Below are 23579 nucleotides of genomic sequence, written 5' to 3' on the forward strand. Positions count from 1 at the left end.
CATGCCACCTCTGGATCGGATCGGCCGCAGGCAGTTCCTCGCCGGGGCGAGCGCGCTGGGCGCGCTCGGCGTGCTCGGCGCGGGCGCGGTCACCTGGGATGAACTGCGCCACCGCGCCGACACCACCCCACTGGCCGCCGGCGCCGGAATCCTGGTGCTGGTCACCCTGTACGGCGGTAACGACGGCCTGAACACGGTGATCCCGTACGCCGACAACGCCTATCACGACGCCCGCCCCGAATTGTCCTATCGCCCCGAGGAAGTGCTGCGTCTCGACGACGGCCTGGGCCTCAATCCGGCGCTGAAGGGTCTGGCGGACCTGTGGGCCCGGCGGCAGCTGGCGATCGTGCGCGGCGTCGGCTACCCGAATCCGGACCACAGCCACTTCCGGTCCATGGACATCTGGCAGACCGCCGCGCCGGACGAACCGCTGCCGACCGGCTGGATCGGTCGCTGGCTGGATGCCACCGGCGACGATCCGGTGCGCGCGGTCAACATCGGCCCGGTGCTGCCGCCGCTGGCCCTGGGCGCGAAACACACTGCGGCGGCCCTGAATCCGGCCGCCACCGCCCAGTCCCCGGGCACGGTGGCGGCGGTGGCCGGGCTGGCCGCCGACGATCCGTCCGACGGCGCGGCCCGCACGGCCGTCCGCACCGGATACCGAGCCGCACAGACCGTCGACCACACCCTCGGAGCGATCACCCGGCCCCCGCGTGCCCTGGGCGGCGCGAATCCATTGGCCGCACAACTGGATCTGGTCGGCCGCTGCATCCAGGCGAACGTCCCGACCCGGGTCTACACCGTGAGCCTCGGCGGCTTCGACACCCACGCCGACGAACGACACACCCAGGAACAGCTGCTCGGCCGCTTCGATCAGGCGGTGTCGGGCTTCCTGCGCGACCTGTCCGGACATCCCCGGGCCCGCGACGTGGTGCTGCTGGCCTACAGCGAATTCGGCCGCCGGGTGCGCGCCAACGCCTCCCAGGGCACCGACCACGGCACCGCGGGCCCGGTCTTCGTGGCCGGGGCCCCGGTCGCGGCCGGTTTCCACGGCGACGAGCCCAGCCTCGCCGACCTCGCCGACGGTGACCTGAAGTCCACCGTCGACTTCCGCGACCTCTACCACGAGGTACTGCATCGCGTACTGGACGCGGACCCGACCCCGATTCTCGGCAACGGCCGACGCGACCTGGGAATCCTCACCTGACAACAGGATCGGAGCAGCGACCCGGCCCGGGTAGCATCACGGACATGGCCGCCGATTCGATCCGTTTCGCCGCACCCGTGCCGATCCTGCGCATCTTCGACATCGACAAGGCTTACGAGTTCTATCGGGACCACCTCGGCTTCACCGTCGACTGGGAGCACCGGTTCGAGCCGGATCTGCCGCTGTACGCACAGTTGTCGCGCTCGGACGCCCGGATCCACCTCAGCGAACACCATGGCGACGGCACGCCCGGCACGGTGGTGTGGATCGCCGTCGACGACATCCGAGCGTGGCACGCCGAACTCGCGGCCCGCCGCTACCGCTACGGCCGACCGGGCGCGCCCGAGCCGGGCCCCGGCGGACTCGGTTTCGCGATCACCGATCCGTTCGGCAACACCCTGCGCTTCGCCCAACCGGACTGACCGGCCACCGCCTCGCGGGTCGAGCCGGGCCCGGGCCACCGCTCGTGCCCACCGCTCGAGCCCATGACTCGGGCCGGGTCTCACGGCTCACGGCTCACGGCTCACGGAACACGGAACACGGAACAGTCTGCCTAGGCCGAGGTGTCCGGGCGGATGCGCAGCAGGAGGGTGTCGTGTGCGCCCACGGTCGCACCCAGTGCGCCGTCGGTGGACGAGGCGGCGCCGGTCCACAGGTCGTGGACCTCGTAGCGGTAGGCGGCGGGCAGGCCCAGGGCCGCGGCGGTGGTCTCGATGCGGGTGGCGACGCGGTCGCGGTTCGACAACGCCACCACCACCGAACCGTCGGACATCGTGCGGCGCCACACCGTCGTGCCGGTGCCGGGGACGGCGGTCGCGGCAGCGGCGAGGGGGTCCTGGTCGACGGCGATCACCTCCGGGTTCGTCAGCAGCGCCCGGGTGGCGAGATCCATGGCGGGCAGCGCGTTCCCGGCGATCAGCGGCGCGGCCAGCAGGGCCCACATGCCGAATTGGGTGCGTTGTTCCGCGGCGGTGAGTCCGGGGGTGAGGGTGCCGGGGATCCCGGCCACGCCGACCTCCAGCATGTCCGGGTCCGGCCAGTGGCCGGGGCCGGCGCGGACGGTCAGGGGTGCGGTGGTGTCCAGGATCTCGCGGATGCCCTGGCTGGTCGCGATGCCCAGGCCGAGCTCCCAGGCCGGGGTGACGTCGTTGGTGGTGCGCCACATGGTGGCGATGCCGGACCAGTCGTAGATCGCGCCGGGCGGCACCGCGAGCACATCGCTGTTGGTGTTGATGCTGTAGACGATCGGACGTCCGGTGTCGCGCAACGCGTCCCGCATCCGGGTGAAGGCCGCCACCTGCCGGTCCAGATCGGATTCCGGTGCGCACCAATCGTATTTGAGGTAGTCGACACCCCAGTCGGCGAAGGTGCGAGCGTCGAGTTCCTCGTGCCCGGCGCTGCCGGTACGGCCGGGATAGGTGCCGCCGAGCTGCGCGCAGGTGCGCTCGTTCGGGCTCTCGTAGATACCGAACTTCAAGCCCCGGGCGTGCACATAGTCGGCCAGTGCCCGCATGCCCTGCGGGAATCGGGCCGGATCCGCGCGCAGGGCGCCGCCGGGGCCACGGCTGGTGGCGAACCAGCAGTCGTCCACGACCACGTAGCGGTACCCGGCGTCGCGCATGCCACTGGCCACCAGCGCGTCGGCGGCCTGCTGCACGACCGGCGCGGAGATGTCGCAGCCGTAGGTGTTCCAGGTGTTCCAGCCCATCGGGGGTGTGAGGGCGACACCTGCGATGGCGACACCGCGGTCGAGACGCGCGGTGGTACGGATCGGCGCGGCGGCCGTCACGCCCAGCAGCAACGCGACCGTCAGCAGCGCGGACACCACCGCAATCAGCGCACCCGGCGCGGGCCGCACCCCGGACACCGATGCCGGAGGGCGGCCCGGGATGTTCCGGGCCGGCCCTCCGGCATGGTGGGGTTCCTTGTTACGCAACGCCTTCGGCACGCGCCGCGGCGGCGACAGCGGCCGCCACGGCCGGGGCCACCCGCGGGTCCAGCGGGCTGGGAATGATCCGGTCCGGCGCCAGCTCGTCGGCCACCACGGCGAAGATCGCGTTGGCGGCGGCCACCTTCATACCCTCGGTGATCCGCCGGGCGCCCGCGTCCAGTGCACCCTTGAACACGCCGGGGAAGGCCAGCACGTTGTTGATCTGGTTCGGGAAGTCGCTGCGGCCGGTGGCGACGATAGCCGCGTACTTGCTCGCAACCTCCGGATGGATCTCCGGATCCGGGTTGGACATCGCGAACACGATCGACTCCGGCGCCATCGACGCGATCAGTTCCTCCGCGACGGTGCCCGCCGACAGCCCCAGGAACACGTCCGCGCCCGCCAGCGCCTCGGCCGCGCCGCCGGTGAGCCCGCGCGGGTTGGTGCGGCGCGCCAGATCTTCCTTCACCGAGTTCAGGTCGTCGCGGTGGGTGCCGACGATGCCCTTGGAGTCCAGCACCACGATGTCCTGCACGCCGGCGGCCAGCAGGATGTCGGTGCACGCCACGCCGGCCGCACCGGCGCCGGAGGTGACCACCTTCAGGCCGGAGATGTCGCGGCCCTGCACCTTGGCCGCGCCGGTCAGCGCCGCCAGCACCACGATCGCGGTGCCGTGCTGGTCGTCGTGCATGACCGGGCAGTCCAGCGCCTCGATGACCCGCTTCTCGATCTCGAAGCAGCGCGGCGCCGAGATGTCCTCCAGGTTGACCGCGCCGAAGCTGGGCCGCAGCCGGATCAGGGTCTCGACGATCTCGTCGACGTCCTTGGTGTCCAGCACGATCGGGATCGAGTCCAGACCGGCGAACTTCTTGAACAGTGCGGCCTTGCCCTCCATGACCGGCAGCGATGCGCGGGGGCCGATGTCGCCGAGACCGAGCACCGCAGTACCGTCGCTGACCACCACGACCAGCCGATCGGTCCAGGTGTAGCGCTTGGCCAGTTCCGCGTCGGCAGCGATCGCCCGGCTGACCTGGGCCACGCCCGGGGTGTACGCGATGGACAGGTCCCGCTGGGTCTCCAGGGGCGCGGCAAGCTCTACCGACAGCTTGCCGCCGAGATGGCCGGCGAAGATCTCCTCGTGGGTGATCGCGGACAGGTCTTCACGTTCGGGGGTGGTGGCATTCGCTGCGTCAGTCACAGGTGACACGATTTCACTCCTGCAGGGTCCGGGCTAAACGGGTGTTCGGTTACCGGCTGGTATTGGGATTACCGGGTTTTCGCTGTTCTGGCTGCGGTCTGGAACGAAGCCGTTTGTAGTGTTCTGAACCACATCGTCGTTACGGTGGTGTCACTCTCGCATGCCGCGTACGAAATTGCCATCGGTTACATCGCACAAAACGCACACAGTAAAACTGAATGTCGCAAGGGTATCGCGGCGGGGAGTCGCCGAACCACGCCCGGAGGGGTGAGCCCGGGCAATCCGCTACCGATGTTCCCGAACCGGAGCCGTGTGCACGCATCGGGGAACATCCACTTCCCGCGTCGGGCGGTGGCACCGACCGGGAATCCGCTCCATTCTGCCAGCACGGATGACCGGTTGCCAAATCGCCCCCGCGACAGGAAGCGCCACCAGGGTGCCGCCCCGCCGAACCCGCCACCCCCGGCCGCGCGGGTGGCACGGCAGGCGGCCGCGGCTGGGCCGTGAACACTTACCGCCGCGCGTCCGCGAATCGCTACCGGCGGGTAAACACCGGCACGCGATTCAGCGGCGATCCGAAAATCGAATTACCGTCGGGTAAACAAGAACTCGTCACCGCTGCGCGGCGCCGGTGAAACACCCGATGTTCACGCGGAGGTCAGATCCGCCCACGGTGTCGCCGCACCCGGATCGGGTTGTTCCGGCCGCACCCAGACCGATTCCACGCCGCCGGACACCAATCGGACCCGCCAATCACCGGCCTCCGCGGGGTGATCTGTCCGCCGGTGCATGCCGCGCGACTCGGTCCGCGCCAGCGCGCTGTATTTCGTCCACCGTGCCACCGCCAGCAACGCCGCCGCCTGCCGGGCGTACAGCCGGTCCGCACCGGTGCCGCCGAGCCCGAACTCGGCCACCGGCCACAGCGCGTCGAGTTCGGTGATGCTGTCGTGCAGACTGCCCGCGCTGCGCCAGTAGCTGCGTCGTAGCGGAAGCGTGTGTTCCTGCACCAGGCCGACCACCGCGCGGGGGTCGATGCCGGGTACCGCGTTCAGGCCGGCACCGGGCACCGGCCGCACCCGCCGCATCCGGCCGGTGCCGATGGTGGCCGCGAACCGGGCCGCGCCGGCGCCCGCCCAGGCGCCGGAGGCGATCGCCCACGCCCCGCCTTGACCGCCGAATCCGCCGGCGGCGCCGGTGACCGGCTCCCGGGTCGCCACGTCTCCCGCCGCGAACAACCCGGAAACCGTTGTCGCGCAATCATATCCGATCAAGCGCAGGCCACCGCCGCCGCGCACGGTGCCCTCCGCCACGGCACGCAGCAGCACCCGGCCCGCCGCGGCGGCGGGCGCCAGTTGCACGCGCAACGGTTCCGGTAGTTCCGCCAATGCCGCGTACACCCGCCGCCCGTCGGCGAGCGCGGCGAAAGCCCCGGCGCGCGAACCGAACTGCCCGCCACCGAGCACCGCGCCGCTGTCGTCGTAGAGCGTGGCGGAGTGCAGCGCCGGATCGGGACCGGCCGCCACGCCCGGCACCGGGACCGCGGCGACCTCGGCCAGGCGGCTGTGCCCGATCGGGGCCAGCGAGTACGCGTTGGAGAATTCCATCCCCGACAGCTCGCCCCCGGCCTCGGCCGCCATCAGCAGACCGTCCCCGGTGTCCACATCCGTGCCGGCGCCACCGGACAGGAACGCGCACCCGCCGGTGGCCAGCACCACCGCGGCGGCCCGCACGGTCCAGTCGGTGCCGCCGAGCGCCCGCACCCCGGTCGCGCCGCCGACCACGCCCGCACCGTCGACCAGCAGTTGCAGTGCCGGATGGTGATCGAGGATCCGTACGCCCGCGACCACCAGGCTGCGGCGCAACCGGCCCAGATAGGTGTCACCCGCCACCGTGATCCGCGCGGGCCGGTCGCCGGGCCCGCGGTACCCCGGCCGGATCAGCTGGTCGACCCGCCGATGGGTCTCCTCCAGCACCCGGTGCATCCAATCCGGATCGCCCAGATTGCCGCCGTGGGCGTAGCTCTGCCGCACCGCCTCGTCGCGCGCCGGGCCGGGCGGGACGTACCAGAGCGAGACCGGCCCCCGCGCGGTGGGGCCGGCGGCGCCGCAACGCGCCTTGTCCACCAGCACCACCCGGGCGCCACCCCGCGCCGCGGCGAGGGCGGCCCAGGCGCCGGCCGGTCCACCACCCACCACGAGCACATCGGCGACCAATTCACCCATAAGGCAAAATGTTCGGCCACAATTCACGCGACCGCAACCGACACGCAGGACTCAATTCCACCACTGCGTAACCAACAGGTAACCTGCCGCAACAAAAACGACCAGCGATCCGGAAAGAGCCGCCGTACCCCGATGCCGATCGGAATATATCTGTGCCACAAGCGCAATCGCCGTCAGGGACACATGCCAGGCGACCCGGGCCGTGCCCGGTCCCGGGAAACCCCGCTGAGCACCGACAACCGCCGCACCGACCAGCACCGCGGTGAGGACCACCAGCCCACCGGCGACCGATCCGCTCAACGCGCGCAGCGCCCTCACGCCGTGACCACCGGCATCCCGGAAGCCTTTTCGATCAGGATTTCGAATTGTTCCGGATCCGTGGTGAATCGGCCCAGTTCGACCGCCTTGTCGGCGCCGTGATAGTCCGATGATCCGGTCGCGATCACGCCGAGTTCGGTCACGAGTTCACGCAATATTTCCCGATCCTCCGGCGCGTGGTCGGGATGGTCGACCTCGATGCCGCCCAGTCCGAGCGCGGCCAGCCGCCGCACCTCGGCCAGGTCCAGCAGCCGTCCCCGGGTCCGGGCCCGCACGTGCGCGACCACCGTGACCCCACCGGCGGCGGCCACCAGTTCGACCGCACGATCCAGCGGCGTGTCGGACTTGTCCAGGTAGTAGCGGCCGTGCGGGGCCAGCAACTCGCCGAACGCCGCGCCCACCGTCGGCACTACCCCCGCGGCCACCAGCGCTCGCGCCAGATGCGGCCGCCCCGCCGCCGGACCGGCCGTCGCGAGCACCGCGTCCGGATCGATCGGCAGCCCGTCCGCGGCCATCCGCTCGGCCATGGCCCGCACCCGGGCCACCCGCTCACCGCGCAGCCGTTCCCGCTCCGCGGCGAAGGTCGCGTCGGCCGGATCGAACAGATAGGCCAGCAGGTGCACCGGCACCGGGCGGCCGTCCTCGCCGGGGCCGACGCAGGACATCTCCATGCCGCGCACGAGCGTCAGCCCGCGCGGCAGCGCCGCGACGGCCTCGTCCCAGCCTGCGGTGGTGTCGTGATCGGTGAGGGCGACCGCGCCGAGACCGGCCGCCGCCGCCCGCCGCACCAGCTCCGCGGGGCTGTCGGTACCGTCCGACACGGTCGAGTGGGTATGGAGGTCGATGCGCACGAGGATCCATCTTGCCGAATTCCGGCCGGACAGCGTGGCGCCGGGCGCGGCGCGGGCCGAGATCCGGGACTCGAATCGGCACGGGTGTACCGCTACCATCCAGCCGTGCCCTCCATTCCCCCGCTGTCCTCGTTGCGCAATCGCCGCAAGGCGGAGGTGCCGGTGCCGCGTGTCCCGGTCCCGACCGCGCGGGCGATCGTCGACTGCGCGGTCTACGTGGACGGCAAGCGGCTGCCCGGACGGCTGCTGCCGGCCGCCGCGCTCGCCGAGATGCGCGAGCGGCAGGCCGGATTCGTCTGGGTGGGCCTGCACGAACCGGACGAGACCCAGATGGCCGAGGTGGCCGCCACCTTCGGCCTGCACGAACTGGCCGTCGAGGACGCGGTCCAGGCCCATCAGCGCCCGAAGCTGGAACGCTACGACGACACGCTGATCCTGGTGCTGCGCACGGTGAAATACCTGGAGCACCCGCGGCACGGCGTCAGCGAGATCGTCGAGACCGGCGAGGTCATGATGTTCGTCGCGCCCACGTTCGTGATCACAGTCCGGCACGGCGACCACACCCCGCTCACCGGCGTCCGGCGCACACTGGAGGCCGATCCGGAACATCTGGCGCTGGGCCCGACCGCGGTGCTGCACGCGGTCGCGGACCACGTCGTCGACACCTATGTGGAGGTCGCGCAGGCGCTGGAGGACGACGTCGACCGGATGGAGGAGGACGTCTTCACCCCGCGCAGTCACATCGCGGTGGAGGAGATCTACCAGCTCAAGCGCGAGGTGGTGGAACTGCGCCGGGCGGTGGCGCCGCTGACGGTCCCGTTGCAGCTGCTCAGCAACGACACCGCGCTGCCGAAGGAGATCCGCCGCTACATGCGCGACGTCGCCGACCATCACACCGTGGTGTCCGAGCACGTCCGGGATTTCGACGAGGCGCTGAGCTCGCTGATCAACGCCGCCCTGGCCAAGGTGGGCGTGCAGCAGAACACCGATATGCGCAAGATCTCGGCCTGGGCCGCCATGGCCGCGGTGCCGACCATGATCGCGGGCATCTACGGGATGAACTTCCAGCACATGCCCGAACTGTCGTGGACCTTCGGCTATCCGCTCGCGCTGATCGTCATCCTGAGCATCTGCAGCGTGTTGTTCGTGGTCTTCCGGCACAACGAGTGGCTGTAGCCGCGCTGCTCACAGCGTGGCGGCGGCCCGGTACGGGTCGCGGATGTCGATGTTCGCCTCGGTCCAGGCGTCGCGCAGCGCGGCCGCGCCGCGGATGCGCACCCAGGCCGCCTCGGTCGCGGTGAGCGGCGCCACCGACAGGAACCGCACCGGCTCGGCCGGTTCCGGCAACGGCACCGGCGGCACCGCCGTGGCGCCCAGCAGCGCCGCGGTGAACGGCGCGTTGTGCCACAACGGTTCTCCCAGATCGAGCAGCGCATCCGCTTGCAGCACGATGCCTTCCACCGCGGGGGAGGCGATGAGCACCCCGAGGGCGCGGGTCAGGCCGGAATGCGCTCCCGGACCGCCGCGCAACGTCAGCACCAGTTCCGCGCGCGGGCCGCGCACCGGATCCGCTACGGCCACAACCGGATCCGACATCGGGTGCCGGCTGCCGCCGAGCGTGACGTAGTGGATGTAGTCGCCCTCGCGGACCCGCAGGATCTCGATCGGCTCCAGTCCGAGGAAGGTCACCGATGCCGAATCCGCGGACGGCGCACCGTAATACGCCAGCACCGCGGCGCGTACCTCGTCGAGGACCGGCATGCGCCTACAGCGCCAGCCGGGCCAGCATGTCACGCGCCTGCTCGGCCGCCTTCGGCTCGCACAGCACGTCGTAGCGGCCGGCCACCAGTTGCATGGTGGAGGCGAAGTCGCGCTGACCGCGGGTGGCGGCGTACGGGATCGAGGTGGAGATCACGCCGAAGATGACACCACCGATCAGGCCGACCACCAGCGGGCCGAGGGCGCCGCCGCTGGTGAACAGGCTCAGCAGCAGGCCCAGGAACAATCCCAGCCAGGCGCCGGACACCATGCCCCCGCCGACGACCTTGCCCCAGGTGAGCCGATACAGCACCCGCTCGACCTGCATGAGGTCGACGCCGACGATGGTCACGTTCTCGACCGGGAACTGATTGTCGGCCAGATAGTCGACGGCCTTCTGCGCCTCCGCGTAGGTCGGGTAGGAGCCGACCGGCCACCCCGACGGCGGGGTCGGCAGGCCCGACCGATTGCGGTTCGCGTTGCCCAAGGGATTGGTCATAACACGGACATCCTAGTCCTGTCGGCCGGTGTCCGGCGCTTCGAACGCGGTCGTGCGCGTCATCCCCGCGGCCCGGCCCTTCGCCGCGATCACCTGCGCCATCTTGGCGCTGGCCTCGTCGATCATCTCGTCGCCCAGCATCACCGCGCCGCGGGCGCCGCCGGCGCCGGAGGTGTGGTAGGCGTACGCGTCCAGGATCTCCTCGGCGCGATCGTAATCGGACTGGCGGGGGCTGAAGATCTCGTTGGCGGCGTCGATCTGGGTGGGGTGCAGCACCCACTTGCCGTCGAAGCCCAGCGCCGCCGTGCGGCCCGCCGCGCGCCGGAAGCCGTCCAGATCGCGGATCTGGAGATAGGGGCCGTCGATGGCCTGCAGGCCGTGCGCCCGCGCGGCGAGCAGGATGGTCATCAGGATGTGGTGGTAGGCGTCGCCGGGTGCGTAGCCCTCCGGCTGTTCACCCACCACCAGGGTCCGCATATTGATACTGGCCATGAAGTCGGCCGGGCCGAACACCAGGGTCCGCACCCGCGGTGAGGCAGTGGCGATCTCGTCGATGTTGCGCAGCCCCAGCGCGTTCTCCAGCTGCGGTTCGATGCCGATGCGGCCCACCTCCAGGCCGACGGCCCGCTCCAACTGGGTCAGCAGCAGATCCAGCGCCCGCACCTGACCGGCGTCGGTCACCTTGGGCAGCAGGATCGCATCCAGTTCCGCGCCCGCCCCTTCGACGACGGTGATCACGTCGGCGTACGTCCACTGCGTGGTCCAGTCGTTGACCCGCACCACCCGGATCTGCTCACCCCAGCCCGGGGAGTTGAGCGCGGCAACGATGTTCGCGCGGGCGGCGGCCTTGGCCGCGGGCGCGACGGCGTCCTCCAGATCGAGGAAGATCTCGTCCGCCGCGAGCCCCTTGGCCTTCTCGATCATCCGCGGATTGCTGCCGGGGACGGCGAGCACCGAGCGTCGGGTGGCGGGTCTCGTACGGCGTGTCGACATGAAATTGCTCCTCGGGTCGGATTGCTCGCGCAGCGCTCCCAGCCTGGCAGATCTCCCGAAACGGTCCCGAACGGACCCCGAACAGAGGGCGACTGACCGCAAATGTCGACAACAACAAGCTGACTCATGGGTAACCTGGAGCACGTTGCTCGCGAGCAGTCGGTATCGGTCCGGGTTTTCCTGGCCGCCGCCACACGCTCTCACGACTACGAGGGGTTGGTGCGCGTCGATGCGAATATCTGGTCCAGTAACCGTATCGGCGTTGATGGTGGCAGGTCTGCTGGCTTCCGGATCGGCCGTGCACACCCCGATTCAGAGCGGAACCCGTACCGCGGCAGCCCCTCCGGCGGCGAGTATCGACGGTACCGATGCCGACGCCATCGGCCTGGTGCCCGCCGCGCCCGAGCCGCCGCGCAAGCTGCGCGCGCTCGGCCCCGCCCAGGGCGTGCCGCTGTTCGGCGGAACCGTGCCGCTGCACGATATCTCACTGCCCGGCGGCGGTGCGCTCGGCATCCCGGAGATCGTGCTGGCGGCCTATCGCAATGCCGAACTCGCCCTGCAATCCTCGATGCCCAACTGCGGGATCACCTGGCATCTGCTGGCGGGCATCGGAAAAGTGGAGTCCAATCACGCGGCGGGCGGTCGCACCGACGCCAACGGCACCACCATCGGCGTCATCTACGGTCCGCCGCTGGACGGCACGCTGCCCGGCAACGAGGTGATCCAGGCCGCCGACGGCAGTTTCGTCCGGGCCATCGGGCCCATGCAGTTCCTCCCGGGCACCTGGGCGCACTACGCCTCCGACGGCCGCGGCGACGGCCACCCCGATCCGAACAACGTCTTCGACGCGGCGCTCGCGGCCGGGAAATATCTGTGCGCGGGCGGGCTGGATCTGCGCGATCCGCAGCAGCAGTTGCGAGCGGTGCTGCGCTACAACAACTCCCTGTCCTATGCCGCGCAGGTGCTGAGCTGGTCGAACGCCTACGCCACCGGCGGCATGCCGACCCAGGTGCCGATCTCCCCGGATCTGATCCCGCCGGGATCGCAGCCGACCGCCCCGGACATCCTGGCGGCCAACAGCTCGATCCCCACCACCGATCCGTCGACCACCACCAACCGCCCGCCGGCCACGATTCCGGCGCCGACGCAGGTGATGATCATCATCCCGGGCCTGCCGCCGATCCCGTGCGGCATCTTCTGCCCGCCGCCGCGCCCGAATCCCTGTGATCCGGCCGCGGTTCCGGCCCCGCCGGATCCGGGCGACCCGGAACTGGGCACCCGGCGCTGGTCCCCCGGCGGCCCGGTGACCACCACCGACATTCCCGCGGCCACCGCCGGACCGCAGACGCCGGATGCGGCGAAACCCGGTGCCGCGGCCGGACTCCCGGGCCAGGCCGCCGATCCGGCCGCACCCGCGGATCCGAACGCGCCGCAGCAGCCCGCCACCTGCGCCCAGCCGGGACAGCAGCCCGGCGCGGCGCCGGGCGCGGCCGATGTGCCGCCGCCCGCGCCGAATCCGCAAGCGGCCGACGCGCAGCCGAGCAAGACCCCGGAACCCGGCCCGATGTCGCCCGACACCCCGGATCAGCCCGCGGCTCCGGCGACTCCGCCGCCCCCGCCCGGGATCACACTGCCGTTCGGCATCGTGATCCCGCTGCCGGGCCAGCCGTAACCCTCACAGCGCGGCAGCCGTAACCCTCACAGCGCGGCAGCCGTAACCGGTCACCGCGCGGCGTCCGTACCCTCACAGCGCGGTCGGCCGTGACTGTCACAGCGCGGTCGGCCAAGACTTCCACCTGCGCGGACAGCCGGGTTCCGGCCGCCCGCGCGGCCGCGAACCCGTATGTCCGGCATGGTGATCGGCAAACGCGAGACAGGGTCACGAAGGGGTAACGAAAGTGTCTCGGATGCGGTAACCTTCAACGTGTTGCGTTGAGAGACGCTCGCAGCGAGCAGAGAAGAGCCACACCGTGGGACGTCACAGTAAACCGCCGGCCCGGCGCAATACCAATACCCTCATCGCTCTGACCGGCTTGGTTCCCGCGGGAGTGGTCGCGGTCAGCGCGGCCGCCACCTCCGAGGCGAACACCGGCGAGTTCACGGCTCTGAGCGCACCGCAACAGCAGCATATGGCCGGCGATTCCGAGACCGCCGCCGCCGCGGCGCGACTGTCCGCCGCGGCCGCCGACGGGCAGCTGTCCGCCGACGACGCGGTCATGCATGTGGCCCGGCACGCCGGTCCGCCGGTCGTGCGCAGCAACACGCTGCCGGAGAACCGGGTCGCCGCCACCGCCGTGGCCGGTCCGCTGGGTATGCCGGGCGTCGCCTACGCCGCCTACCAGAACGCCGAACGCGTGCTGGCGCAGGACGATCCGAACTGCCACATGTCGTGGGCGCAGCTGGCGGGCATCGGCCAGATCGAATCGCACCACGGCTACGGCAAACTCGACGAGAACGGCTATCCGATCAACCCGGTGTACGGCCCGGTGCTCGACGGCAGCCTCGGTGGCAACCAGGTCGTGAACGAGACCGACGGCGGCGAGCTCGACGGCATGGCCGGCTACGCCCGCGCGGTCGGCCCCATGCAGTTCCTGCCGAGCACCTACCGCAAGTTCGCCGCCGACGGCAAGGGCGACGGCACCTCCGACCCGCAGAACATCTTCGACGCGTCCCTCACCGCGGGGAAGTACCTGTGCGACGGCGGGCTCGACATGAACGATCCGGCCCAGCAGTCCCGGGCCATCATGCGCTACAACCACTCGATGGCCTACGTCGCGAACGTGATGGCCTGGGAGACGGCCTACCGCGAGGGTGTCACCCCGGGCCAGGCCAACCGCAACATGTGACCGCGGCCCGGCCTCCGGCACCGCCCGCGCGGCCGGTCCGGACCGGGTCCGCATAAACTCGCGGACATGCCAGTGGTAACGGAATCGGATGTACGCGGCGCTCTCGCCAAGGTGAACGACCCGGAGATCCGCAAACCGATCACCGAACTGGGCATGGTGAAAGGGGTGACGATCCTCGCCGACGGTGGCGTCCACGTCGGGATCTACCTCACCACCGCCGCCTGCCCGCTGCGCACCACGCTCACCGACCTGGTCACCCGGGCCGTCGCGGATGTGCCCGGTGCCGGTGCGGTCACCGTCGAACTCGACGTGATGAGCGACGAGCAGCGCACCGAGCTGCGCAAGCAGTTGCGCGGCGATGCGGCCGAACCGGTCATCCCCTTCGCCCAGCCCGGCTCGCTGACCCGGGTGTACGCGGTCGCCTCCGGGAAGGGCGGCGTCGGGAAGTCCAGCGTCACCGTCAACCTGGCGGCCGCGCTGGCCCAGCGCGGGCTGTCCGTCGGCGTGCTCGACGCCGACATCTACGGACATTCGGTCCCGCGCATGCTGGGCACCGACCAGCGGCCCACCCAGGTCGAGCGGATGATCATGCCGCCGATCGCACACGAGGTGAAGCTCATCTCGATCGCCATGTTCACCCAGGGCAACACACCCGTGACGTGGCGTGGGCCGATGCTGCACCGCGCGTTGCAGCAGTTCCTCGCCGACGTGTTCTGGGGCGATCTGGACATCCTGCTGCTGGACCTGCCGCCGGGCACCGGCGATATCGCGATCTCGATCGCCCAGCTGGTCCCGAACGCGGAGATCCTGGTGGTCACCACACCGCAACCGGCCGCCGCCGAGGTGGCGGAGCGAGCCGGCGCGATGGCGTTGCAGACCCGCCAGCGTGTGGTGGGCGTGGTGGAGAACATGTCCTGGCTGGACCTGCCCGACGGCAGCCGGATGGACCTCTACGGCTCCGGCGGTGGCCAGGAGGTCGCCGATCGCCTCACCCAGGCCATCGGCGCACCCGTGCCACTGCTCGGCCAGATCCCGATCACCCAGGAACTGCGCGAGGCCGGCGATGCGGGCACCCCGATCGTGCTGAGCAAACCGAACAACGCCTCCGCCGTCGTCCTCCGCGACATCGCCGAGAGCCTCGCCGTCCGCCGCCGCGGCCTGGCGGGCATGTCCCTGGGCATCGACACCACCCGCCACCAATAGGACACCAGCACACACGACGAGCACGGCCGCGAATTCTCGCGGCCGTGCGTATGTCCGCGTGCGTATGTCCGGGGAGCGTTCCGGCCGCCGCATCGCGTCACACAAGGACTCGGGCCGACACCACCCGCGCCCAGGAGAAACGCCAGCCGACGCATCACCGCGCGCGACCGCAATTCCGGCGACATATCACTGCACCCGATGAAGATTCGGGCCGACGCCTCCCTGCACCCGGTGAAGATTCGGGCCGAAACCTCACTGCGCCCGGTGGAGGATCGGGCCGAAACCTCACTGCGCCCGGTGGAGGATCGGGCCGAAACCTCACTGCGCCCGGTGGAGGATCGGGCCGAAACCTCACTGCGCCCGGTGGAGGATCGGGCCGACGCATCACTGCGCCCGGTGGAGATTCGGGTGAAGGACGACTGTGTCCGGGGAGATTCCGACCGACGCGTCATTGCGTGCGGTGGGGATCCGGCCGACGCGCCGTTGCGTCCAGGCCGGAGTCGGGCGGGGTTATACCCAGACGCCCTTGCCGACGGTGACGACGCCGCCGTGGCTGACCGCGAACCGATCCCGGTCGCGGTCCAGGTCCACGCCGATGATCTCGCCCTCGCCGACCATCACGTTCTTGTCGAGAATCGCGCGGCGGACCACCGCGCCGCGTCCGATGCGCACGCCCGGCATCACCACACAGCCCTCCACGGTGGCGCCGTCCTCGACGAACACGTTCGAGCTGAGCACCGAATTGCGGACCGTCGCCGCGGACAGGATGCTGCCGGAGCCGACGATCGACTCCTGGGCCAGCCCGCCCTGGGCGAACTTGGCCGGAGGCAGGTTCTCGGTGGCGCCGCGGATCGGCCAGTGCCGGTTGTACAGATTGAACACCGGATGCACCGAGACCAGGTCCATGTGCGCGTCGTAGAAGGCGTCGATGGTGCCGACGTCGCGCCAATAGCCCCGGTCGCGGTCCGTGGAACCGGGGACGTCGTTCTCGGCGAAGTCGTACACGCTGGCCTCGCCCTGGGCGACCAACGCCGGGATGATGTCGCCGCCCATGTCGTGATCCGAGTCGGCGTCGTCGGCGTCGGCCCGGATCGCGTCCACCAGTGCCTTGGTGCTGAACACGTAGTTGCCCATGGAGGCGAACGTCACGTTCGGATCGTCGGGTGTGCCGGGCGGATGCACCGGCTTCTCCAGGAATTGCGTGATGCGGCCCGACTCGTCGGAGTCGATGCAGCCGAAGCTGCTGGCCTGGCTGCGCGGCACCCGGATTCCGGCCACCGTCACGCCCGCGCCGGATCGGATGTGGTGCTGCACCATCTGTTCCGGATCCATCCGGTACACATGGTCGGCGCCGAACACCACGATGTAGTCGGGGTCCTCGTCGTAGATCAGGTTCATCGATTGCAGGATCGCGTCCGCGCTGCCGGTGTACCAGCGCGGGCCTAACCGCTGCTGGGCCGGTACGGGGGTGATGTACTCGCCACCGAACCCGGACAGTCGCCAGGTCTGCGAGATGTGCCGGTCCAGTGAATGCGACTTGTACTGGGTGAGCACGCAGAGTCGCAAAAATCCGGCGTTCACCAAGTTGGACAGCACGAAGTCGATCAGGCGGTACGCACCCCCGAAGGGAACCGCCGGTTTGGCGCGATCCCTGGTGAGCGGAAACAGTCGCTTGCCCTCGCCGCCGGCGAGCACGATCCCGAGTATGTGCGGCTGACTCCTCACCCTGTCAACCTACCGCCGAAATGCGACTCGGATGGTCACCACCGACGTGAACGATTTACTTTGGTCCCATGAGTCTCGATGCGGGTGGCGGCCACGAGCCTTCGAAATCGGAGCAGGACCGGCTGCAGGTGGCGATGATGACTCGGGAATACCCGCCGGAAGTGTACGGAGGCGCGGGTGTCCACGTGACCGAATTGGCCGCGAAGCTGCGCCCGCTGTGTGACGTGACCGTCCATTGCATGGGTGTGCCGCGCACCGACGCGGTGGTGCACGAGCCCGATCCTCAGCTGTACGCGGCTAATTCGGCGCTACAGATGATGTCGGCGCAGCTGCGGATGGCCGATGCGGCGGGCGGCGCCGACGTGGTGCACTCACACACCTGGTACACCGGTCTGGCCGGACATCTGGCTGCCACCCTGTACGGTGTGCCACACGTCCTCACCGCCCATTCGCTGGAGCCGCGACGCCCCTGGAAGGCCGAGCAGCTAGGTGGCGGCTACCGACTGTCGTCCTGGTCGGAGCGCAACGCGATGGAGTACGCCGACGCCGTGATCGCGGTCAGCGAGGGCATGCGCCGGGACGTGCTCGACGCCTACCCGACCGTCGATCCGGCCCGGGTCCACGTGGTGCACAACGGCATCGATCCACACGCCTGGCACCCCCGTCCCCCGGCCGAGGGCACCCGCGACATCGTCACCGAATTGGGATTGCGCACCGACCGTCCGATCGTCGCCTTCGTGGGCCGCATCACCCGGCAGAAGGGCGTGTCGCATCTACTGGCCGCCGCCGCCGACATCGACCCCGAGGCGCAACTCGTGCTGTGCGCCGGCGCACCGGACACCCCGCAGCTGGAGGCGGAGGTCACCTCGGCGGTGGCGAAGCTGTCGGAGACCCGGGGCGGCGTGTTCTGGGTGCGGCAGATGCTGCCGACCGAACAGGTCCGCCAGATCCTCGCCGCGGCCACGGTCTTCGTCTGCCCCTCGGTCTACGAACCGCTGGGCATCGTGAACCTGGAGGCGATGGCCTGCGGCACCGCCGTGGTGGCCTCCGACGTCGGCGGCATCCCCGAGGTGGTCGCCGACGGCCGCACCGGCACCCTGGTGCACTACGACAGCGCCCGCCAGGAGGAGTTCGAACACGACCTGGCCGCCGCGGTCAACGCTGTCGTCGCCGACCCGGCCCGCGCCGCCGCCATGGGCGCCGACGGCCGCACCCGCGCGGTCACCGAATTCGACTGGGCCCGTATCGCCGCCGACACCCTGCACCTGTACGAGAGCCTCCGCAAGAGCTGACCGCGAGCGCCGCGAAACAGCTCACCGCCGACCGACGCGCGGCCATCCCCGGCGGGACCGTCGTCGCGCGCCGCAGCGGCGTTCTCGGCAACATGCCGTGGCGCTGTGCGATACGCGACGAAGGTCGGCCACCCCGATCACGCGGACATCGGCGGACCCGGCCCGAGCGGCGACCGGGTCAGCGCAGGCGGTGGACGGCGACGGTGACCGACGCGGTGACCTCGAGCCGGTCGGGCAGTGCGGCGAGGCGGTCGGCCCGGCCGGCGGCGGCGTGGTGTGCGGAGGGACCCATCGCGGTGACATTCGCGATGTCGGTGTGGCCGAGCGTCATCGGGTACTCGACCAGCGTGCGGTTGTGCAGGGTGAACCGGGTCGACAGGGCTTCGGCGAGGCGGGCGTCCTTGTCGGCGTCGACGCCGATCATGCCGAGCGGGCCGATCAGCTCGCCCAGATGCCGGGCAGTCGGGGTGATCACCACGAACGATCCGCCGGGGGCCAGCACCCGGGCCACCTGGTCCGGATTGCGCGGCGCGAACGCCGACAGCACATGGCTCAGGGTCGCGTCCCGGATCGGCAGGGCACGCCAGGCGTCGGCCAGGACGGAGGCCGCCCGGGCGTGCGCGCGGGCGGCGCGGCGGGCGGCGAATTTGGAGACGTCCAGGGCGATGCCCCGAGCTGTGGGCAGCGCATCCAACACGCTCGCCAGGTAGTAACCGGTGCCGGAGCCCAATTCCAGAATCGTGCGGCCGGAATCGGCCGTGTCCGATTCCGTGACGGCCCAGGCGGCTGCTTCCACGATCGGGGTGAAATGCCCCTCCCCCTGAAAGGCGGCCCGGGCGGCGAGCATATCGCCGGAATCGCCGGTCATCTTTGTCGATGCCCCGGTCAGCAGGCTGACATAACCCTGCTTGGCGATATCGAAATGATGCCCGTTTACACAACATAGACAGTCGTCTCGGACAGCCGTCGCCGCACCGCATTCCGGGCATGCGAGCACCCGCGCGACCGCCTCGAGCCGGGCGAAACGGTCCGGTCGAGGCGGCGGACCACCGGGCTCGGGAACGGCCCCGGACGGTTCGGATGTCGCAGGGCCGACCTGTGATTCGACCTCGAACCGGTCCGGTCGAGGCGGCGAACCGCCGGGCCCGGGTGCCGCCCCGGCCGGGACGGATGTGCCGTGGTCCGGCCGCGATTCGACCCCGCTCGGCGACGTGGACCGGCCGTGCCGGGAGGCGGCCGGGCCGAACCAGGTCGTGACCGTGCCGAGGCGGAACGCGGACCCGCCGGGCGGTGGCGGCGTCGTGCGGGATCGGGACCCGGGCCGACCGTCCCGGAACGCACCCGCACCGCGCTGGGGGCCGGTCGTATCGGGCCGGGACGAGCCCGCACCCGGTCCGACCGTGGCCGAATATGGCCGTTGATCAGCCGGATCGAGGCCCGAGACGGCTGCGTCGGGCTGGGACGCGGCCGGGTCGAGCCGGGGTCCGGCGGCAGTGGATCCGGCTCGGGGCCGGTTCACCGACGGGCCCCGTCCGCGCTTGCCGGGCCCGTCGACGTGATGCTCGTCGCCTCCGGGCCCGTCCTCGTTCCTCCGTGCGATCGTTCGACTAGCTGGTGACTTCGGTGAGCTCTTTGCCGAGGGCCGCGGCCTCTTCCGGCGTGAGCTCGACGACCAGACGCCCGCCACCCTCGAGTGGAACCCGCATGACGATTCCACGCCCTTCCTTGGTTGCCTCGAGGGGACCGTCCCCGGTGCGGGGCTTCATGGCCGCCATCCTCTGCTCCCTCCAGATCCGCGCGGTCTGCTGCGCACTTTCTTGGAACTCGTGTTGTCACCAACAGGCAGCACACCGGACGCGACAGGCCGCGCCCGGGGGCTACACCACGCCCATTCTTCCTTATCACGGAACTGGGCGGGTAGCTGAGTTCGAAAACGGACCGCCGTGGCGCGTGTTCACGCGGAAGCCCCCACCCAGCAATCGACCAGATGATCGTCGACCATTCCGGTCGCCTGCATCAGCGCATAGGCCGTGGTGGGGCCCACGAAACGGAATCCACGCTTTTTGAGTTCCTTTGCCAGAGCGGTGGATTCGGGCGTAACGGCGGGCACGTCGGTGAGGGTGCGCGGGCGCGGGCGCGGTGGCGGGGCGAAGGACCAGAGCAGCTGATCGAGGCCGCCCTCGACCTCGAGGGCGGCCCGGGCGTTGGCGATGCAGGCCTCGATTTTGGCGCGATTGCGCACGATGCCCGAGTCGGCCAGCAACCGTTGCGCGTCGGCCTCGGTGAACTCGGCCACCCGTTCGATGGCGAACCCGTCGAAGGCCGCCCGGAACGCCGGGCGTTTCCGCAGGATCGTCAGCCAGGACAGCCCCGACTGGAACGCCTCCAGGGAGATCCGCTCGAACAGCGCGTCGTCACCGTGCAGCGGCTGCCCCCACTCGGTGTCGTGGTAGTCGCGGTAGAGCTGGGAGGACTCCGACCAGCCGCAGCGGACCTTGTCGTCGGCAAGTACGGCCACGGAACTCACGACAGGCCCCCGACCTGCGGGTTCACTCGATCCGATACCGAGTCGGCCGTCGACTGGCCGGCCGACTCGGGATCGGGCTCGCCCCCCGTGTGCGCGAGATCTTCCTCCAGGGCGTCGCTGCCCAGGTCATCGGCGTCGATGCCGAAGACGGTGCGCAACTGCTCGCCCCGGGCCTGGGCGAGCTGGGTCTCCAATTCGTCGATGCGGGCGGCCAGGCGAGTCAGCGCCCAGTCCACCTCACCGGCCTTGTAGCCCCGAACCACCTGCTGGAAGCGCAGCGCCCGCACGTCGGCGCCGCTGATACTCGACGCCGGCAGCACCGTGGCGGTGGTGCCCTCCGGTAGCGGCCCCAGCTCCTCCCCCCGCCCGAACACGACACTCGCCACCAGGAACAGCAGGGCGGCCACCAGGCCGACGATCAGCACGTACAACAGCAGCGTGAGCATAGGGTCGAGGATAGAAGGCGACCCCGACACGAACGGACGTGCCGGGTGCGCCATCGTTCGGCAACACCCGGCACCTCCGCCGGTGGAGCGCCGGACCCCTCATCTCTCCCCGGTGCGCCGGAAGCAGAAGGCCGACGCCGCCAGATATTGCCGGCATCGGCCACCGTGACCGGCGTGCACGGTCAGAATGAATCTGGCACGGTCGTAGGTGAGATCGGCGGGCTCGTGAGAACAATCGCGACTGGACATCAGCCACAGGTCCCGGGCATCCGAGGGTGGCGCATACATGGTGTACCTCCAACTGGCTTGTGCACCCGGCGCCGGAAACGTGCGCCGCGGTTGTGGAGCAACCCCTCGACACTGTTGTGGAGGGAGGGGCTCCACCACCGGGATCGCCGGCCCACGGTTTCACCGCCACGGCTGCGAAGGATTTGTGGCTTCGGCGCCGGATGCACATTCAACTTTCGCCGTTCCGGTCTCCTCGCAAAATCGCACGGCGTTGGCGTTGGTGTTGGCCTACTGTTGGTGTACACGCGGTGGAAACATCGCGTTAACAGGGGCTCACAAAGCCAGACCGACATATGGCTCATAAGGTAAGGCTCACAATGGTCTTGGGTAGACCGTGGACCGGGTTCGAGGCGGTGGCGCTGCAGGAGGCGACGCGGAAATCCGTGCGGGATTTCGCCGCTCACCTCGGGGTGGAGATGACCACGGTGGCGAATTGGCGAGCCGGGCTGGCGGCGGTGACGCCGCGCCCGCTCACCCAGGAACTGCTCGACACCCTGCTGGTTCAGGTGGGCGCGGAGGTACGGGAGCGGTTCGAGCAGATCCTCGCCGAGGGCGAGTCCGCGTTGCGCTCGCGCCGCCTGCCGATCCGCCGGGGCGCCGCGGCCGGCGACACCCGCACGGCGGCGGACGCCGGCCACACCCCGCCCCAGGTGACGATTCCGCTGGTGGGTCCGCCGATCGGCGGCTCGGCCATCGGCACGACCGATGATCTGATCGCGATCGAACTGGCCCGCCGCACCGCCGCTTCCGACGTCGGCTCCGGCACGGTGGAGCGGCTGGAATGGGCCGTCGACGATCTGTCCTCGGCCTATGCCACCACCGCCCCGACGATGCTGTTGCAGCGGCTGCGGGAGTACCTGCGCTACACCACCATGCTGATGGACTCCCGCAAGACCCTCGACGAGCACCGCCGCCTGGTGGTGGCCGGCGGCTGGCTGGCGCTGCTGGCGGCCACCTGCCACGTCGATATGGGCCAGCAGTCCACCGCCTCGGTCTATCTCAGTACCGCCGACGAACTCGGCGAGCAGGGCGGGCAGCCGGAGATCCGGGCCTGGTGCCTGGAGACCCGCGCCTGGGAGGTGCTCGTCCAGGGGGATTTCTCCCAGGCGGTGGAGCTGTCGCGGCGGGCCCAATCGTGCGCGCCGCGTGGCAGTTCGGTGTACATCCAGGCCACCGCACAGGAGGGCCGGGCGCTGTCCCGGCTCCAGGACCGCGCCGGCACCTACGACGCGCTGCGCCGGCTGACCCGGCTGGTGTCCTCCCTACCGCAGCCCGAGCAGCCCGAACACCACTTCCGGTACGACCCGGCCAAATTCGACTCCTACGTGGCGACGACGCTGGCCTGGCTGGGCGACAGCGCCGCGGAATTCCATGCCCGCCAGACCCTGGACCGGCTGCTGGCCACCCCCGCCTCGAAGCCGCGCCGGCTCGCCTCGGCGCAACTGGATCTCGGGCTGGCGCTGGTGAAGGTCGGCAAGCCGGAGGAGGCCGTGGAACTGGCGCTGACAGCGGTCAATTCGGGCCGGTTGGTGCCGTCGAACTACTGGCGGGTGGACGAGGTGCTGTCGGCGGCCGAGGAGCAGGGCGCCGACGGGGTGTCGGCGGTCCGCGACGCGTTCGGCTCGCTCTACAGCTGACCCGCGCGGCCTACGGCGCGAGCGCCGGGGCCGGGAGCGCCGGGATGGCCGTGCAGAACGGGTAGCAGGGGCCGGGCGTGGTGGCCACCGAGCCCGCCGGATCGTGAAATTTGCTGCCGCTCACCAGCAACATGACCAGCAGCGCCAGGGCGATCACGAAACCGAATGCGACGACCGCGAGGGTCCACCACCCGGAGGGGAGCACCTCGTAGAAAACCTCGGACTCCTCCACCGATCCTCCCGGTGCGATCGAACCATTCGCCGCACTCATGATATCGGCACGAGCCGCAGGTCACGAGTGAATGTGAACCGAATACCCGGTGGCACAACACCGTAACGTGGCCGCAACGGACCGGGACATCAGAAGCCCGGCGGCGGGGGCTCCGGGCTGGCCGTGCAGAACGGATAGCAGGAACCCTTGGGGATCGGCGGATTGTTCGCCGGACTGTTGAAATCGGCTCCGCTGACGAGCAGCAACACCAGCAGCGCCAGGAAGAGGGCACCGCCCAGCACCACCGCGGCCAGCACCAGCCAGCCCCGCGGGGCCACCTCGACGAGAATCTCACGCTGGAAAACCACGACGCCTCCCCACACACCCGTGCCGAACCGACTACGCCCCAATGATATCCGGGCCGGCCG

General features: G+C 70.4%; 22 protein-coding genes. 8 read left to right on the top strand and 14 right to left on the bottom strand.

Annotated elements, in window-relative coordinates:
- The first annotated feature begins 10 nt into the window (after positions 1 to 10).
- Together LBW94_RS26995 and LBW94_RS27000 are read left to right on the top strand one after the other, a co-directional pair.
- A complete protein-coding gene (locus LBW94_RS26995; RefSeq protein WP_225055095.1) occupies positions 11 to 1207 on the top strand; it encodes a DUF1501 domain-containing protein in 1197 nt (398 codons plus the stop codon).
- A gap of 44 nt (positions 1208 to 1251) precedes the next feature.
- Entirely contained in the window at positions 1252 to 1629 is a 378-nt protein-coding gene (locus LBW94_RS27000; RefSeq protein ID WP_225054825.1) for a glyoxalase superfamily protein, read from the top strand.
- Positions 1630 to 1760: 131 nt separating this feature from the next.
- On the opposite strand, the gene LBW94_RS27005 is transcribed toward LBW94_RS27000, so the two are convergent.
- From LBW94_RS27005 to LBW94_RS27020, 4 genes are all read right to left on the bottom strand, one after another.
- Positions 1761 to 3065 (bottom strand): glycoside hydrolase family 27 protein, encoded by a 1305-nt coding sequence (locus LBW94_RS27005; protein WP_225054827.1) that lies wholly within the window; start codon positions 3063 to 3065, stop codon positions 1761 to 1763.
- Between the two features lie 70 nt (positions 3066 to 3135).
- Positions 3136 to 4344, bottom strand: a complete 1209-nt coding sequence (locus LBW94_RS27010) for an NAD(P)-dependent malic enzyme (protein ID WP_225054829.1) — start codon at positions 4342 to 4344, stop codon at positions 3136 to 3138.
- Between the two features lie 638 nt (positions 4345 to 4982).
- Positions 4983 to 6557 carry an FAD-dependent oxidoreductase gene (locus tag LBW94_RS27015; RefSeq protein WP_225054832.1) on the bottom strand — a complete coding sequence of 525 codons (1575 nt, stop codon included), beginning with the start codon at positions 6555 to 6557 and terminating at the stop codon, positions 4983 to 4985.
- Between the two features lie 314 nt (positions 6558 to 6871).
- On the bottom strand, positions 6872 to 7726 hold the full coding sequence (locus LBW94_RS27020; RefSeq protein WP_225054836.1) for a PHP domain-containing protein: 855 nt from the start codon (positions 7724 to 7726) through the stop codon (positions 6872 to 6874).
- A gap of 105 nt (positions 7727 to 7831) precedes the next feature.
- Between LBW94_RS27020 and LBW94_RS27025 the strand changes: the two genes are divergently transcribed.
- Positions 7832 to 8902, top strand: coding sequence for a magnesium and cobalt transport protein CorA (locus LBW94_RS27025; protein WP_225054838.1), 1071 nt, complete (start codon positions 7832 to 7834; stop codon positions 8900 to 8902).
- A 9-nt stretch (positions 8903 to 8911) separates the two neighbouring features.
- Here the strand turns inward: LBW94_RS27025 and LBW94_RS27030 are convergent, their stop codons facing one another.
- The 3 genes from LBW94_RS27030 to LBW94_RS27040 are packed head-to-tail and all read right to left on the bottom strand — an operon-like array spanning position 8912 to position 10976.
- A complete protein-coding gene (locus LBW94_RS27030) occupies positions 8912 to 9487 on the bottom strand; it encodes a suppressor of fused domain protein (protein WP_225054840.1) in 576 nt (191 codons plus the stop codon).
- 4 nt (positions 9488 to 9491) lie between these two features.
- Complete coding sequence (locus LBW94_RS27035; protein ID WP_225054842.1) at positions 9492 to 9983, bottom strand: general stress protein; 492 nt, start codon at positions 9981 to 9983, stop codon at positions 9492 to 9494.
- 12 nt (positions 9984 to 9995) lie between these two features.
- Entirely contained in the window at positions 9996 to 10976 is a 981-nt protein-coding gene (locus tag LBW94_RS27040; RefSeq protein WP_225054844.1) for an HpcH/HpaI aldolase/citrate lyase family protein, read from the bottom strand.
- Between the two features lie 265 nt (positions 10977 to 11241).
- Here LBW94_RS27040 and LBW94_RS27045 point away from each other — a divergent pair, with 265 nt between their 5' ends.
- From LBW94_RS27045 to LBW94_RS27055, 3 genes are all read left to right on the top strand, one after another.
- Complete coding sequence (locus LBW94_RS27045) at positions 11242 to 12648, top strand: lytic transglycosylase domain-containing protein (RefSeq protein WP_225055097.1); 1407 nt, start codon at positions 11242 to 11244, stop codon at positions 12646 to 12648.
- A gap of 298 nt (positions 12649 to 12946) precedes the next feature.
- Positions 12947 to 13822, top strand: a complete 876-nt coding sequence (locus LBW94_RS27050) for a lytic transglycosylase domain-containing protein (RefSeq protein ID WP_225054846.1) — start codon at positions 12947 to 12949, stop codon at positions 13820 to 13822.
- A 66-nt stretch (positions 13823 to 13888) separates the two neighbouring features.
- The gene (locus tag LBW94_RS27055; protein WP_225054848.1) at positions 13889 to 15025 is read left to right on the top strand and encodes an Mrp/NBP35 family ATP-binding protein; all 1137 of its coding nucleotides are present in this window, start codon (positions 13889 to 13891) and stop codon (positions 15023 to 15025) included.
- A gap of 510 nt (positions 15026 to 15535) precedes the next feature.
- On the opposite strand, the gene glgC is transcribed toward LBW94_RS27055, so the two are convergent.
- A complete protein-coding gene (gene glgC / locus LBW94_RS27060) occupies positions 15536 to 16750 on the bottom strand; it encodes a glucose-1-phosphate adenylyltransferase (RefSeq protein ID WP_225054850.1) in 1215 nt (404 codons plus the stop codon).
- Positions 16751 to 16872: 122 nt separating this feature from the next.
- Between glgC and glgA the strand changes: the two genes are divergently transcribed.
- Entirely contained in the window at positions 16873 to 18042 is a 1170-nt protein-coding gene (gene glgA / locus LBW94_RS27065) for a glycogen synthase (RefSeq protein WP_225055099.1), read from the top strand.
- Positions 18043 to 18220: 178 nt separating this feature from the next.
- On the opposite strand, the gene LBW94_RS27070 is transcribed toward glgA, so the two are convergent.
- From LBW94_RS27070 to LBW94_RS27085, 4 genes are all read right to left on the bottom strand, one after another.
- Positions 18221 to 19039: a putative RNA methyltransferase gene (locus LBW94_RS27070; protein ID WP_323137935.1), complete on the bottom strand. Its 819-nt coding sequence runs from the start codon at positions 19037 to 19039 to the stop codon at positions 18221 to 18223.
- Between the two features lie 610 nt (positions 19040 to 19649).
- Positions 19650 to 19817, bottom strand: a complete 168-nt coding sequence (locus LBW94_RS27075) for a DUF3117 domain-containing protein (RefSeq protein WP_019929283.1) — start codon at positions 19815 to 19817, stop codon at positions 19650 to 19652.
- A gap of 179 nt (positions 19818 to 19996) precedes the next feature.
- Positions 19997 to 20569, bottom strand: a complete 573-nt coding sequence (locus LBW94_RS27080) for a DNA-3-methyladenine glycosylase I (RefSeq protein ID WP_323137937.1) — start codon at positions 20567 to 20569, stop codon at positions 19997 to 19999.
- Positions 20566 to 21015 carry a DivIVA domain-containing protein gene (locus LBW94_RS27085; protein ID WP_225054853.1) on the bottom strand — a complete coding sequence of 150 codons (450 nt, stop codon included), beginning with the start codon at positions 21013 to 21015 and terminating at the stop codon, positions 20566 to 20568. Before LBW94_RS27085 ends, LBW94_RS27080 begins: the two co-directional genes overlap by 4 nt.
- Positions 21016 to 21620: 605 nt before the next feature.
- Here LBW94_RS27085 and LBW94_RS27090 point away from each other — a divergent pair.
- Positions 21621 to 22940: an XRE family transcriptional regulator gene (locus tag LBW94_RS27090; RefSeq protein ID WP_225054854.1), complete on the top strand. Its 1320-nt coding sequence runs from the start codon at positions 21621 to 21623 to the stop codon at positions 22938 to 22940.
- Positions 22941 to 22950: 10 nt separating this feature from the next.
- On the opposite strand, the gene LBW94_RS27095 is transcribed toward LBW94_RS27090, so the two are convergent.
- Together LBW94_RS27095 and LBW94_RS27100 are read right to left on the bottom strand one after the other, a co-directional pair.
- Positions 22951 to 23172: a hypothetical protein gene (locus LBW94_RS27095; RefSeq protein ID WP_225054856.1), complete on the bottom strand. Its 222-nt coding sequence runs from the start codon at positions 23170 to 23172 to the stop codon at positions 22951 to 22953.
- A gap of 128 nt (positions 23173 to 23300) precedes the next feature.
- Positions 23301 to 23519: a hypothetical protein gene (locus LBW94_RS27100; protein WP_225054859.1), complete on the bottom strand. Its 219-nt coding sequence runs from the start codon at positions 23517 to 23519 to the stop codon at positions 23301 to 23303.
- Between the last annotated feature and the right edge of the window lie 60 nt (positions 23520 to 23579).

Origin of the sequence: Nocardia sp. alder85J, from assembly GCF_020176955.2 — a bacterium.
In the GTDB taxonomy this organism is placed as follows: domain Bacteria; phylum Actinomycetota; class Actinomycetes; order Mycobacteriales; family Mycobacteriaceae; genus Nocardia.